This window comes from Pseudomonas sp. (genome assembly GCF_036404235.1).
Taxonomy (GTDB): Bacteria; Pseudomonadota; Gammaproteobacteria; order Pseudomonadales; family Pseudomonadaceae; genus Aquipseudomonas.
In genome coordinates, this window is sequence record NZ_DASWOT010000025.1 from 1 (window position 1) to 12,929 (window position 12,929).

At 60.7% G+C, this 12,929-nt stretch carries 14 protein-coding genes; 1 reads left to right on the plus strand and 13 read right to left on the minus strand.

Annotation, left to right across the window (positions count from 1 at the left end):
• The 5 genes from VGC62_RS03360 to VGC62_RS03380 form a co-directional block, all read right to left on the minus strand.
• Nucleotides 1-731: amino acid ABC transporter ATP-binding protein (locus VGC62_RS03360; protein WP_331185654.1), on the minus strand; the 731-nt coding region annotated here is incomplete at its 3' end.
• On the minus strand, nt 728-2,230 hold the full coding sequence (argH, locus tag VGC62_RS03365) for an argininosuccinate lyase (RefSeq protein ID WP_331185655.1): 1,503 nt from the start codon (nt 2,228-2,230) through the stop codon (nt 728-730). The genes VGC62_RS03360 and argH, both read right to left, overlap by 4 nt.
• A gap of 10 nt (nt 2,231-2,240) precedes the next feature.
• Nucleotides 2,241-2,918: an amino acid ABC transporter permease gene (locus tag VGC62_RS03370; protein ID WP_331185656.1), complete on the minus strand. Its 678-nt coding sequence runs from the start codon at nt 2,916-2,918 to the stop codon at nt 2,241-2,243.
• 7 nt (nt 2,919-2,925) lie between these two features.
• Nucleotides 2,926-3,588 carry an amino acid ABC transporter permease gene (locus VGC62_RS03375; RefSeq protein WP_331185657.1) on the minus strand — a complete coding sequence of 221 codons (663 nt, stop codon included), beginning with the start codon at nt 3,586-3,588 and terminating at the stop codon, nt 2,926-2,928.
• 13 nt (nt 3,589-3,601) lie between these two features.
• Nucleotides 3,602-4,447 carry a transporter substrate-binding domain-containing protein gene (locus VGC62_RS03380; protein WP_331185658.1) on the minus strand — a complete coding sequence of 282 codons (846 nt, stop codon included), beginning with the start codon at nt 4,445-4,447 and terminating at the stop codon, nt 3,602-3,604.
• A gap of 229 nt (nt 4,448-4,676) precedes the next feature.
• Between VGC62_RS03380 and VGC62_RS03385 the strand changes: the two genes are divergently transcribed.
• Nucleotides 4,677-5,579, plus strand: coding sequence for a LysR substrate-binding domain-containing protein (locus VGC62_RS03385; RefSeq protein ID WP_331185659.1), 903 nt, complete (start codon nt 4,677-4,679; stop codon nt 5,577-5,579).
• A gap of 170 nt (nt 5,580-5,749) precedes the next feature.
• On the opposite strand, the gene VGC62_RS03390 is transcribed toward VGC62_RS03385, so the two are convergent.
• From VGC62_RS03390 to VGC62_RS03425, 8 genes are read right to left on the minus strand one after another with little or no spacing between them, the layout of a single operon-like run.
• Nucleotides 5,750-6,100: a RidA family protein gene (locus tag VGC62_RS03390; protein ID WP_414705739.1), complete on the minus strand. Its 351-nt coding sequence runs from the start codon at nt 6,098-6,100 to the stop codon at nt 5,750-5,752.
• Nucleotides 6,101-6,112: 12 nt separating this feature from the next.
• Complete coding sequence (locus VGC62_RS03395) at nt 6,113-7,306, minus strand: FAD-binding oxidoreductase (RefSeq protein WP_331185661.1); 1,194 nt, start codon at nt 7,304-7,306, stop codon at nt 6,113-6,115.
• On the minus strand, nt 7,299-8,675 hold the full coding sequence (locus tag VGC62_RS03400; protein WP_331185662.1) for an NAD(P)/FAD-dependent oxidoreductase: 1,377 nt from the start codon (nt 8,673-8,675) through the stop codon (nt 7,299-7,301). Before VGC62_RS03400 ends, VGC62_RS03395 begins: the two co-directional genes overlap by 8 nt.
• Nucleotides 8,672-9,025 (minus strand): (2Fe-2S)-binding protein, encoded by a 354-nt coding sequence (locus VGC62_RS03405; protein ID WP_331185663.1) that lies wholly within the window; start codon nt 9,023-9,025, stop codon nt 8,672-8,674. The genes VGC62_RS03400 and VGC62_RS03405 overlap by 4 nt, the downstream gene beginning before the upstream one ends.
• Nucleotides 9,015-10,157 (minus strand): FAD-dependent oxidoreductase, encoded by a 1,143-nt coding sequence (locus VGC62_RS03410; protein ID WP_331185664.1) that lies wholly within the window; start codon nt 10,155-10,157, stop codon nt 9,015-9,017. Before VGC62_RS03410 ends, VGC62_RS03405 begins: the two co-directional genes overlap by 11 nt.
• A complete protein-coding gene (locus VGC62_RS03415; RefSeq protein ID WP_331185665.1) occupies nt 10,154-10,951 on the minus strand; it encodes an ABC transporter permease in 798 nt (265 codons plus the stop codon). Before VGC62_RS03415 ends, VGC62_RS03410 begins: the two co-directional genes overlap by 4 nt.
• Before the next feature lie 6 nt (nt 10,952-10,957).
• Nucleotides 10,958-11,830 (minus strand): ABC transporter permease, encoded by an 873-nt coding sequence (locus VGC62_RS03420; protein ID WP_331185666.1) that lies wholly within the window; start codon nt 11,828-11,830, stop codon nt 10,958-10,960.
• Entirely contained in the window at nt 11,817-12,890 is a 1,074-nt protein-coding gene (locus VGC62_RS03425) for an ABC transporter ATP-binding protein (protein WP_331185667.1), read from the minus strand. The genes VGC62_RS03420 and VGC62_RS03425 overlap by 14 nt, the downstream gene beginning before the upstream one ends.
• Nucleotides 12,891-12,929 lie beyond the last annotated feature (39 nt).

The window sequence follows — 12,929 nt, forward strand, 5'->3', positions numbered from 1 at the left end:
ACGCTCTGCAAAAACTGCCGCGTGCGGGCTTCTTTCGGGGCTGAAAACATGTCCGACGGCGGCCCCATCTCGACGATCCGCCCGCCATCGAAAAACACCACCCGATCCGCCACTTCCCGGGCGAAACCCATTTCATGGGTCACCACGATCATCGTCATACCCTCGGCCGCCAGCCCCTTCATGACGTTCAGCACGTCGCCGACGGTCTCGGGGTCAAGTGCGGATGTTGGTTCATCGAACAACAGCAATCGCGGCTTCATTGCCAGCGCGCGGACAATCGCTACCCGCTGCTGCTGACCGCCCGAAAGCTGCGACGGATAACCTTGGGCCTTATGCCGCAGCCCCACCCGATCCAGCAACGCCAGTGCGTTGCTCTCGGCATCTGCCCTGGACGCGCGTTTGAGTTTGACCGGCGCCAAGGTCATGTTCGCCAGCACCGTCATGTGCGGGAACAAGGTGTAGTCCTGAAACACCATGCCCACTTCCTCACGCAGCCGTGCCAGGGCCTTGCGATCCCCGGCCTTGATCGACTCGCCGCCGTCGATCACCACACTGCCCGCGGACGGTTCTTCGAGGCTGTTGAGGCAGCGAATGAAGGTGGACTTGCCCGAACCGCTAGGCCCGATGATCACCACCACCTCGCCCTCGCTGACGTCCAGATCGACGCCCTTGACCACCTCGTGCTCGCCGAAACGTTTGTGCAGCCCGCGCACCGTCAGCATCGTGCTCATAGGCCGGCCTGTGCCCGGGTTGCCGCCTGCAACCGTTCATGGGCAGCCGTCAGCCGATCACGACGTGCCTGATTGGCCTGACGTTCGGTGGCGATTCGGTTGTTGGCACGCAAAAGGCTCGGTTTCAACGACGACAGCGACGGGCCACCTGCGGAGATTCGCGCCTGCACATTGGCTGTCGGGTCGAGGCAATCGCGCACCTTGTGCGCTGGCAAATTGAGTGCGTGGCCCAGTTGTTCCATCGCGCAGATGTCGACCATGTCGGTGTCGATCTGGTGCGCAAACAGCCCCGCATCCATGGCCATGCGCACGACGGCACCGACCACGTGATGCGCTTCACGGAACGACAAATCCGCCTCACGCACGATCAAATCAGCAAGCCCGGTCGCCGTCGAGAAATCTTCCCCGGCGCGTTTCACCGCCAGCGCCACATTCGGGGTGGCGGTGCGCAGCACCAGATCCAGCAATTTCAGGCAACGCAGGCTTTCTTCGGCAGCCTCCCAAAAACCGCGAGTGCCCTCACGATTGGCGTCGCCGGTGTGGGAGAAATTGCTGCCCTTGATGGTGATGCTCGCGCCCATCAGCAAACCGACGATGTGCCCGCTGCGGCCCTTGAGGTATTCCAGCACGGTTGGGTTCTTCTTCTGCGGCATGATGCTCGATGTCGCCGCGACGCTGTCAGGGAAGTCGATCAGGCTGAACTCGTGCGTGCTCCAGACAAAATAGTCCTGTGCTACACGGCTCCAGAACACCGCCAGCAAGCTCAGGTGCGACAGGCTTTCGAGAATGAAATCCCGCGAACCCACGGCGTCCAGCGCATTGTCGAGATAGCCGTCAAAGCCCAGCAGCTCAGCCGTGCGTGCGCGGTCGATGTCAAACGGCGTACCAGCGAAGGCAGCGGCACCCAACGGGCTTTGATTCATCGACTCAAGCGTCTGGGTCAGGCGCTTGCAATCACGCTCCAACGCTTGCTCCACCGCCGACAGGTAATAACCGTAAGTGATCGGTTGCGCAGGCTGTAGGTGGGTGTAACCGGGCATCACCACGTCGGCGAATCGCTCGGCGTTATTGATAGCGGTCTGGCGCACTTGAATCAGGCCGTCGATCAAGTCCATCAGCACTTCGCGACAACGCAGCCGGTCCAGCGTCGCGAGGATGTCGTTACGGCTACGGCCGGTGTGCAAACGGCCACCGATATCGGTGCCGATCTGCTCGATCAAGTGCGCTTCATAGTTGAAGTAGGCGTCTTCACGGGAGGGGTCGAGGGTGACCACGCCGGGCCCGGCCGCCTCCATGTCCAGCACGCCTTTGGCCAGGATTGCCGCGTGCTCGCCGCGAATCAGCCCCTGCTCGGCGAGCATGATTATGTGCGCCTTGTTGACGTTGCCAAGATTATCGAAGCCTGCTGCGAACCCTTCCAGACGTGGCCGATAGATGTATTCGTTGACCTCGGGGGCGGTGGATTCCTTCAGGCGTCGACTGACTTTGGACTCTTGCATATTCAACCCCTTAAATGGTGGCGCGCGTCACTGGGCGACCCAGGCGACGTTCGAGATAACGGCTGAGCCAGCTCAGCAGTGAACAAATGACGAAATACACCATCAGCACCAGACCGTAGACGGTGAAGGCCGGGCTGACGCCGGTCATGACCGTGGCGCGCTCGATGATGATCTGGCCAACCTTGAGAAACTCGCCGACACCGACCAATGCCCCAAGGGACGTGGCCTGCACCAGCATGGTCAGCAATCCGGTGTAAGCCGGAAGAATTGCCCGCATCGATTGCGGCGCGATGACGTGCAAGTAGATTTGCCAAGGCCGCAAACCCAAGGCCCAGGCGCTTTTCCATTGATGGCGGGCCACCGACTCAAGACCGCCACGCACGATCTCGATGCCGTTGGCGCTACCCCACAACGTAAGGCCGGTGGTCACCGCCGCGAACGGACTCAGGTCGAGCCCCAACATCGGTGCGCCGAAGAAGATAAAGAACACGTTGACGATCAGCGGGATTGAGCGAAACAACTCGACATAGGCATGAATCGTCCACCACAGCAGACGGTTCTTCAGCGTCGCCAGCACCCCGAATATCGCGGAAATAATCGTCGTGAACAGCAGGATCACCAACGCCAGGCGCACGGTCATCCACAAGCCCTTGGAGACAAAACCCCAGTTTTCGATCAGGAAATTCATTGAGGCCTCACTGCCGGAAAGGTCGTTGCAAGTGAGCCGACAGGCGTCCGGCCAACAGCGCCAAAATCGCCACCATTACCAGGTACATCACGCAGATCGCGCTGAACATCTCGATGGCGCGAAAATCCGTGGCAATCCGATCTACCGCCACGAAGGTCAGCTCTGCCAAACCGATCGCTTGTAGGTAGGAAGAGTTTTTCAACAACGAGATCGCCGTATTGAGCATCGCCGGCAAGCTGGTGCGAAAGGCAATGGGCAGCGCCACCAGGCACAAGTAATGGCTGGGCTTCAGGCTCAAGGCCATGCTCGCCTCGCGCATCCCGTGCTCAACGGTTGCCAGACCGCCGCGCACGTTTTCAACCTGATAAGCCCCGGCCCACAACGACAGGCACAGCACGCCGGACCAGAACAGCGACAACTCCATGCCGATGGCGGGCAAGCCGTAGAAGATGAAAAACAACTGCACCAGGATCGGCGTGTTGCGAATCAACTCCACATACAGCACCACGATCTGCGCCAGCACAGGCACCTTCATCACCCGCACCGCGCCGCCCAGCACGCCAATCATCAGCGAGAAACCGATGGCCAGCAGCGACACCCGCAGCGTCATTAACATGCCGTCCAGCAGCGCAGGCCATTGCGCCAACAGGTAATTGAAATCGAAATCCATCAGCGGCAACCGGTCAGAGCGCTTCAGCAGGTTTGGCCTGCTCGAAAACGCTCAGGTAGTAGCTCTGGATGTTGGCTGGCACGTATTGCTGCACCCAGACGCGAAACAGCTTTTCCTCATGCATGCGCGCCACGGCAGCGCTCAGATAATCGCGCCATTGAGGCTCATTCTTGCGTACCCCGATGGCAGCATCGGATATCTGGAACGGCTCGTTCAGCAGCCGCGCATCCTTGTCGTTGTCGGCCACCACGACGAGTGTCGCGGCATCATGGGTGTATGCGTCGGCGCGGCCCTGGCGGAAGGTTTGCAAGGCATCGGCGGCGCTGTTCATGCGCAAGGTCTTGACCTCAGGCATATGGTCCTCGAACCACTTGGCCTGCACTGAACCCTTAAGGGTGGCGAGGGTTTTACCGTTGAGGTCGGTGATCTTTCTGATCGAGCTGTCTTTCTTCACCACCACATCGCTGGCGCCCCAACGGTATGGCGTGGTGAAGTCGATTACGCGTTGACGCTCCGGGGTGACGCCGAGGGTGGCAATCAAGAAATCGACCTTGCGTCCAAGCAACTGCGGCACGCGGTTTTCAGCGGTGACGCAGGTGAACGTCACCTTGTCCTTGGAGCCCAGTGCCCACAGCGCGATCTGCTTAGACATCTCCACTTCGACCCCGGCGAACTCACCGCTGCCATCCTGGAAACCATAGGGTGGTTGATCGCATCGCACGCCAGCGCGCAACTGCCCAGCCTGTTTGATCTCATCGGGCACCGCAGGAAGCTCAGCGGCATGAACCTGCACCAGCCCCGCCAACGACACGCATGAGAATGCCAACGCACTGCCAAGGATTTTGAAAGAAAACGACATGATGCCTCCTGGTTACATACCAGCATCGTCCGACGCTGAGCGTAGAACGACGCAATGAATTCAAGGGCAGAACTGAAAAGACGTGCAGCGCTGTTGCTGACGGCGGGGCTCGTTTTGGATCGCATCCGTCTGCGCGGTACATCGATCTCGCAAACAGTTATAAAGCCTCTGGCCCATGCCAACAAATGACAATACAGTAGCCGCCCATACTAAATTGATATGGTCTGTCATGAACTTCAAACAAGTCGAAGCGTTCCGGACCGTGATGTTGAGCGGCTCGATGACCGCTGCCGCCGAATCCCTGCACACCTCACAGCCGAACATCAGCCGGTTGATAGCCCAACTTGAGCGCAACAGCGGTTTCAAGCTGTTCGAACGGGTCGGTGGACGGTTATTGCCGACCGACGAGGGCGCGGCGTTGTTCACCGATGTCGAGCTTGCATTCATTGGCTTGCAGAGCCTTGAGCAATCGGCGCAGAACATTCGGCGCGGCGGCACCGGGCGCTTGCGCATCGCGGCGGTCCCGTCTTTGTCACTGACTGTATTGCCACGGGTCATCCAGCGCTTTCGCCAGGAAAACCCCGATGTCGCGATCTCGATTCATACCAGTGACTCGCCGATGGTTGCGCACTGGGCCGCCTCGCAGTTTTGCGACTTGGGGTTGGCGTCGTATATCGGCGAGGGCATGCCGGGGGTAAAAACCCAGGTGATCTGCGATGTGCCGGGGGTGTGCGTGTTTCCCAAGGGGCACCGGCTGAGCGCGTTGACGTCGGTGGGCCCAGATGACTTGCGAGGCGAAGAGTTTATTTCGTTGTCGCAAAGTGACGGCTCGCGCAGCCGCGTCGACCGGGTGTTCCCCGACGATAAGGGGCATCGCAAATTGAACCTGGAAACCCCCTATGCGGCGACAGTGTGCTCGTTGGTGGGGTTGGGTTTGGGCGTGAGCATCGTCAGCCCCATGGTGGCGCTGGAATACCTGCACACTGGCATCGAAACCCGCCCCTTCCGCCCACAGATACGTTTTTCGACTTACCTGCTGCTACCGGCTGACCGACCGCAAAGCCTGCTCTCGCAACGGTTTGGGCAGTTGATACACGAAATGCTGACGGCTGCTTCGCAGGATTGGCAGTAGCAGAAAAGAGACTGATTTATTTACAACGCTTCACCGTAAATTAATCTGTCCCGTTTTCCCGCAGACCGGGGACAGATTAATTTTTCAAAAAAGCGCGAAAAATAAATCAGTCCCCTTCTGAAAATCAATCTGTCCCCTTCTGATCCGACGTGATCAAACGGCGCGAGGTCTCAACCCGCCGCCACCACGGTGATTTCCACCAGCAAATCAGGCGCTGCCAGACGCGATTCGACCGTGGCGCGCGCGGGCGCGTGGCCCTCTGGCGCCCAGGCATCCCAAACCTCGTTCATGCCGGCGAAGTTGGCGTTGATGTCCGACAGCCACACTTGTGCGGTCAGAATGCGGGTTTTGTCGAGCCCCGCCTGGGCCAGGAAATTGTCGATTTTTTCCAGCACCTGCGCGGTCTGGCCCTTGATGTCCAGGCTACGGTCGGTGGCCGTCTGGCCGCCCAGAAAGGTGAAACCGTTGCACTGAGCCACGCGGCTCATGCGCTGATTGGTTTCGATACGTGTAATTTCCAGCATGTGAACTCCTCAATGTTGCGGGATGGTTGAAGCGGGTTGAAGGGTAGAAAGCGCCGCAGCCACGGTGGCTTTTTCAAAACGGTCGATGGCAAAGGGTGCCAGAGAAATGTCCGAGTGTTCGCCGAGAATCTGCTGCGCCAGACGCCGGCCGGTGCCGGGCCCCATCTGGAAGCCGCTGCCACAAAAGCCGAACGAATAGCTCAGGCTGCTGGCCTTGCGGCTGGCGCCGATCACCGGCAGATCGTCGGCAGTGAAGGCCTCGACGCCCGCCCAGACGCGATTGACGCCGAGGTTCTTCAAGTGCGGAAACAGGTCAGTGACCGTCCGCGCACTGGTGCCAAGGCGGGTCATGTCTACTTCGCCGTGGCGCGCGGGGAAATCCAGCGAACCGATCAGTTTTCCACCGATCACGACTGTGCCGTTCTCGAACTGCTTGAATGACAATGCCCGCCCCGTTGCCCCCAATACCGGCACACAAAACGGCGCCACTCGGTGGGTGACCATCAGCATCAATCCTTCCGGGTGTACGGGCACCGGTTCGCCGATCTGCGCTGCCAGCTCTCCTGCCCAGGCACCTGCGGTGATCACCAGATGTTCTCCAATGAACGTACCTTTTGGTGTCGAAACGTTCCACCGGGTGCCGGCCTGTTCAATACGTTGCGCTGGCGTGTTTTCGTGAATCTGCACCCCAAGCCTTTGTGCGGCCAGCCGGAAAGCCGTAACGGCTTTGTAAGGCACGGCATAGCCATCGTCCTTGACCCAGATGCCACCCACGACATGCCGGGCTACGGTCGGGATAATCTCGAAAACCTGTTGCTGATCGACCAGCACTTCATGGCTGAAACCCAACGCCTGCAATTGCGCGACACGTTGCCTGCACTCATCCCATTCGGCTTGGGACTCAGCCAGTTTCAATTGGCCGCTGGGTACAAAGCCGCCATCGTCAGCCAGCACATGCTTGAGCTCATGCCAGAGTTCGCGAGACGCCAGCGTCAAGGGGATTTCGGGGGTATGGCGACCCAGCGTCCGCACCCCACCGGCATTGACCCCGGAGGCATGACGGCCGCAGTAATCAGCCTCCAGCACTGTCACCTTGACCCCGCGTTGGGCCAGATGAAATGCCGTGCTCAGCCCGTGAATACCTGCGCCGATGATCAGCACGTCGCCTTGGCTTGGCTTATGACATGGCCCCGATTCACTCACCGGCCAACTCTCCCAGTGTGATCGGTTTGATCGGCGGACGAATCCGGTAATACCCCACTTGCGATGCCGAAACCCCGCGCGCCTTGGCGATGACTTCGGTCACGGTCAGCCCGCACATTCTGCCCTGGCAAGGTCCCATGCCGCAGCGCCCGAATGACTTGGCCTGATTTGGCCCGGAACAACCCAGCGCAACAAACCGACGCAAGTCACCTGCCGTGACCTCTTCGCAGCGACAGACCATCACGTCATCTGCCGGGATGCGGTTTTCTTCTCTGGGCTGATACAAAACATCAAGGAACGGCCGAATTCGCAGGTTGCTCTCAAGTTTTGCGCGCAGCGGCTCAGCCTGTTGATCTCGTTGCGCCACGCTGATCGCTTGTAATTGCGCGGCAATGCCCAGCGCCGCCAGTTGTCCCTGCACTGCCGCTGCCTGGGCACCGCCAATCCCGGCGCCGTCTCCGGCGACATAGATACCCGGTACATCCAGCTCGCCCCAGGGGTCGACCACCGGGCTGAAGCACAGTTGATCGACGTCCCATTCATGGCGTGCGCGCAGCGACTGGCTGAATTGAATATTCGGCACCACGCCCTGATGCAGCAGCACACAGCGCGTGGCGATGCGCTGGGGTTTGCCGGAAACAGTGAACGTCAGCGCCTGCGCGGCCTCTGCGCCCTCAACCGCCAACTGCTCAGCGCCGCTGTAATGCGCGATGCCTGCACTGCGCAGGCATCGCAGCAACTCCAGCCCCTTGCGCAGATACGGCCAGGCGCGCAGCGCGGCAAACAGATGACGACGCGCCCGCCAATAGTCTTCAGGCCGAGTGGTGTCGACCAACGCCTTGATCGGCACGCCTGCACGCAAATATTGCCAACCGAGCAGGTACAGCAGCGGGCCGCAGCCCGCCAGTACCACCGGCTCGCTCGGCGCCAGCCCCGCACTTTTCAGCAGAATCTGCGCGGCGCCAGCACTCATGACGCCGGGCAAGGTCCAGCCTGAAATCGGGAACGGCCGCTCCATGGCGCCTGTCGCCAGCAACACCGCCTTGGCATTGAGCGTGTGCAAACGGCCGTCACGCAGGTAGCTGACCTGGTGATCCCGAGTGACCTGCCACACCGAGGCGCCCTTCTCGTAGCGCACTGGCGATGACGCCAAGGCCTGAGTCAGTTCGTTGCCGTGGGCATAATCGGGCCCGAGCATGTCGCGACGCGATAACGGCGCCAGGGTGATGCCCCGGTAAATCTGCCCACCCGGACTGCCCTGCTCGTCCAGTAACACCACTTGCAAGCCCAACCGTGCCAGCTCAACTGCCCCGCTCAAGCCTGCTGCGCCAGCACCAATGACCACCACATCGACGGTTTGCGCGCTCATGACTGCACCTCCACCGGCTGAACGCTCATCGGTTGAAAGATCAAATCCCGGGCACCTTCCTGAGAATGGATGCGCATGCCGTTAGCCACTTCGATCAGGCAGCTTTGGCGATTGGGTACGCCGTCGATGTCCACCAGGCACTCGAAGCACACGCCCATCATGCAATATGGCGCACGTGGTGACTCACTGACCGGCGTCGCACGAAAACGGTTGACCCCGGACATCAACAACGCGGCGGCGACACTGATGCCCGCAGGCACAGTCAAGGTTCGTTCGTTGAAGGTCAGGTTCACGGTGCGCGTCGCCCTGACTTCGCTCATGACGGGTTGAAACAGCGGATCAGTGCGCATGGGAAAACACCTTGTCAGTTAGAAAACGCTCGCCGGTAAACACCGCCAGTTCATCGGGTTGTATGCCCCCCATGATCCACGGTGCGATGCGCAGCACATGGGCGGCGGCGAGGGTCACGCCGCTGTGGCACGTGACCACAAACGCGCCGGGATGCGCATCGGACTGCTGGTAGATGGGAAAACCGTCAGGGCTCATCACCCGCAACGCCCCCCAGGCTCGAATCAAACGCACATCACTCAACAGCGGAAAGGTCGCGACACCGCGTCTGGCGATGGCAGCCAGCACCTGGGTGGAGGTGCTGTCATCGAAACCCACCTCCTCCATCGAGTCGCCCAACTGCACGGTGCCTTCGTCGGTCTGTCGCACATTGATGGTCGGGTATTGGAGAAACGGCCGGACGCGCTCGCTGATCAGCACCTGACCGCGATTCGGCGCGACCGGGGCATGCAGGCCAACTTGCCTGGCTAACCCCGGATTGCCCAATCCAGCGGCCAACACGATGCGTGGCGCAATGAAGCGTCGTTGCCCCGCCGTGACGCGAAACTCACCTGGCCCACAGTCGATACGGTCAACCTGCACGCCGCCAAACAACTGCGCGCCCTTGGCCTGAGCCGACGTGTGTAAGGCGCGTAGCAGTTTCAATGGATTGACGTGGCCATCCTGCGGCGTGTAACTGGCGCCCATCACCGAGGGGCCTATCAGCGGCAAGCGTGCTTTCAGATCAGCCGCATCAAGCATCTGGAACGGGTAATCGCCCAATGCATCCTGCAGTGTCTGTAACCGCGACTGGCGCTCCAACAGTTCTTCATCGCTGAAGCACATGTGAAACCCGCCCGGCTGCTTGAGTTGCACATCGACGCCGCTGTCTTCCAGCAGCGCCTGCGCGAGGGTTGGCCAGCGGCTCGCCGACGAGCGGGTCCAGCGCGAATAATCCGGCAGGTCGTGGCCCTTGCCCTGCACCCAGACCAGACCGAAATTGCCGCGCGAGGCCCGAAACGCATCGTCGCCCTGATCGAGCACGACGGTGTCCACACCACTGCGCGCCAGCCCGTAAGCCACCGCCGTACCGACTAACCCGCCGCCAATCACAATCACGTCGGACTGCGTGACGCTATGTAGGTCCTGGCTCATTTACCTTCTCCGATCAATACCCGATCCAGGCCCACCATGCGATCAAGCACCAGCATCAGCAGCAAGGTGCCGACGATCAGCACCGTGGACACGGCGGTGATCAGCGGATCAATGGTCTGGGAAATCTGGTTGTACATCGCCACCGGCAAGGTCGTGGTGCCGGGCGTGGCGACGAATACCGTCATGGTCAGCTCGTCGAAACTCTGGATGAACGCCAGCATCCAGCCGCCGATCACCCCTGTGCGAATACGTGGCAGCACCACCCGGTAGAACGCGGTCCAGCGGCTGGCGCCCAGCGACAAGGCCGCCTGCTCAATGTCGCGCTCAAGGCCGATGGTCGAGGCCAGGGTCAGGCGTAATGCGTAAGGCAGCACCACGATCACGTGGGTCAGGGTCAGCGCCCAAAATGATCCGCCGATCTGCGCCAGCGAGAAGAAACGCAGAAACGCGATCCCCAGCACCACCGATGGAATCATCAGCGGCGACAACAAAAAGCCGGTCAATGCGCCGCGTCCGGGGAATTCGTAGCGACTGATCGCCAGTGCCGCCGGGATCGCCAGCAAGGCGGCGATGGTCGCCGAGGCCAGGCCCAGCTTGATCGACAGCATGAAGGCATCGAGCATTTCCTGGTTATCCAGCAACGCCCGAAACCAGCGCAGCGACAGGCCGTCGGTGGGCAACGATAAATAGCCCTTGCTGGTGAACGCCATCGCCATCACCACCAGCAACGGCGCGACGATGAATGCCACGAAACAGGCGTGATACAGCTGCGAGAAAAATCCGTTCTTGTGCATGGCCGCCTACTCGAAGATTTGCTTGAAGCGGCGCTCGGCCAACTTGCTGCAACCCAGGATGATGATCAGATTGGCCACCAGCAAAAGCATGGCGATGGCGGCGCCGAGAGGCCAATTGAGGGTGCCGAGGAATTCGTCATAGGCCGCTGTTGCCACCACTTTCAGGCGACGGCCGCCGATGATTGCGGGCGTGGCAAAAGCTGAGGCCGCAAGGGCGAAGACAATGATTGAACCCGACAGAATGCCCGGCATGATCTGCGGCAGAATGATCCGGCGAAACACCGTCAACCGTGAGGCGCCCAGCGACAACCCGGCCCACTCCACTTGCAGGTCCAGACGCTGCAAAGTCGCCCACACCGCAATCACCATGAACGGCACCAGCACGTGCGTCAGGGCAATGATCACGCCGACCTGGGTAAACAGCATCTTCACCGGCTGGTCAGTAATGCCCAGCGCTTGAAGCGCGTCGTTGATCAAGCCGTTGTTGCCCAGTAGGATCGCCCAGCCCAAGGTGCGCACCACCACCGAAATCAGCAATGGGCCGAGCACCACCAGCAGAAACAACGAACGCCAGCGCGGCGCCATGCGCGCGATGATGATGGTTTCCGGCACACCCAGCAGCACGCAAAGCACGGTCACGGCCAGCGCCATGCCGCCGGTGCGCAGGAATATCTCGTGGAAATAACCGTCCTTGAACACCTCAAGGTAATTACCGAAGCTGTAGCTCGGTATCACGCCTTCGGTGTCGCTGAACAGGTTCAGGGACAACACCGCTGTCAGCAGCAAGGGCGCCAGCAGCAACGCGATGAAGACCAATAGCGCCGGCCCGCTCAGTAACCACGGCGCGGCGCCGACGTGCTCGGCGTCATACCTGGCCATGGACGACCTCCCGATCCAGCAGGCGCAGATCGTCATCGGACCAGTCCAGCCCAATCTCACTGCCCTCATCCGGCGGTGGCGTGCCCAGGTTGGGCTGGGTCATGTGTACCAGGCCCAGATGGCTGTCCACCGCGATCAGCCACAGGTTGCCGAGGAACACTCGCAAGCGGATACGCCCCACTATGCGAGCGCTGCCAAGATCGGTCAGGCGAATTTTTTCTGGGCGAATGTAGACGTTGACGTCGTTGCCCAGTGAGCGGTCTTCATGAGGCACGTGCAGCAGCGTGTCCCGGACCTGCACCTCACAGCAGCGGGCATTGCGCAACTGCACGGCCCCGGCGAAGGCGTTGGTCTTGCCGAGAAACGCCGAGGCGAACGGCGAATGCGGACGCTCATAGGCTTCGAACGGCGTGTCGATCTGCACGATACGACCCTTGTGCATCACCGCGATGCGGTCGCTCATGGTCATGGCTTCGACCTGATCGTGGGTCACCAGAATCGTGGTGATCCCCAGATCACGCTGGATCGCTCGCAGTTCAATGTGCATCTCTTCGCGCAGCTTGGCGTCGAGGTTGGACATCGGCTCGTCAAGCAGCAACAGATTGGGGCGGATGGCCAGGGCGCGGGCAATGGCGACGCGTTGACGCTGCCCACCGGACAACGCTTTTGGGTAGCGTTCACCGAGACCGCCCAGGCGCACCAAATCCAGCGCTTGGTTGACACGCTTGCTGCGCTCGCCCTTGGGCACGTCGCGCATCTCCAGCCCGAAGCTGATGTTTTGTGCCACGGTCATGTGCGGGAACAGCGCGTAGCTTTGAAAGACGATGCCCAGCCCACGCTGCTCCGGGCGCACATGGGTGATGTCCCGTCCATCAAGGACAATGCGTCCTTCGGTGGGCTGCACAAAGCCTGCAATCGATTGCAGGGTGGTGGTCTTGCCACAGCCGGACGGGCCGAGCAAGGCGATGAATTCGCCGTGCTGGACTTCCAGGTTCAAACCGTCAATGGCCCTGAAACTGCCGTAGGTCTTGACGAGGCCTTCGAGTGTGAGAAATGCCATGGGCTTGCCACGCAGGCGTGAGCCTGCGTCTCCAGAAGG